At 75.7% G+C, this 552-nt stretch carries 1 protein-coding gene; it reads right to left on the minus strand.

Features of this window, described 5'->3' with window-relative positions:
* Positions 1-552: hypothetical protein (locus AC1DYI_RS38030; RefSeq protein ID WP_477209213.1), on the minus strand; the 552-nt coding region annotated here is incomplete at both ends.

A 552-nucleotide genomic window follows, 5' to 3' on the forward strand; every position in this document is an offset into this window, starting at 1 on the left:
GTTCGGCATCGGCGAGACCCCGGCCACGCCGCCGGCCCCGGCCGCTGCGCCGGCGGCCCAGCCGGGCCAGCGCACCGGTGGCCGCGAGCAAGGCCGTGAAGGTGGTCGAGAGGGCAGCCGCGAAGGTGGCCGTGGTGACCGCAAGGGCGGTGGCCGCGATGGCCGCCGTGGCGAGCGCAACGAACGTGGCGGCGAGCGCGGCGCCAAGCCGGCCGACGGCACCCGCCAAGGTGGTCGCGATGGCCGCCAGGAAGGTCGCGCCGACGGTCGTCAGGAAGGCCGTCCGGACCGTCAAGAGGGCCGCCAGGAAGGTCGCCAAGAAGGCCGTCGTGAAGGAGGCCGCGGTGAAGGTCGCGCAGAGGGTCGTGGTGGCGAAGGCCGCGGTGAAGGCCGTGACCGCGGTAACCGCCGCGGCGGTGCTTCCGCACCGGCAGCAGCCAGCGCCGAGACCGACCGCTTCGAAGCCACCCAGCCGCTGCCGGCCACGCGCAGCGCCGACGAAACACCGAAGCAGCGCCCGCCGCGGCCCGAGCGCGAGCGCGAGCGTGATCT

This window comes from Ideonella sp. P3_A4 (assembly GCF_056403075.1).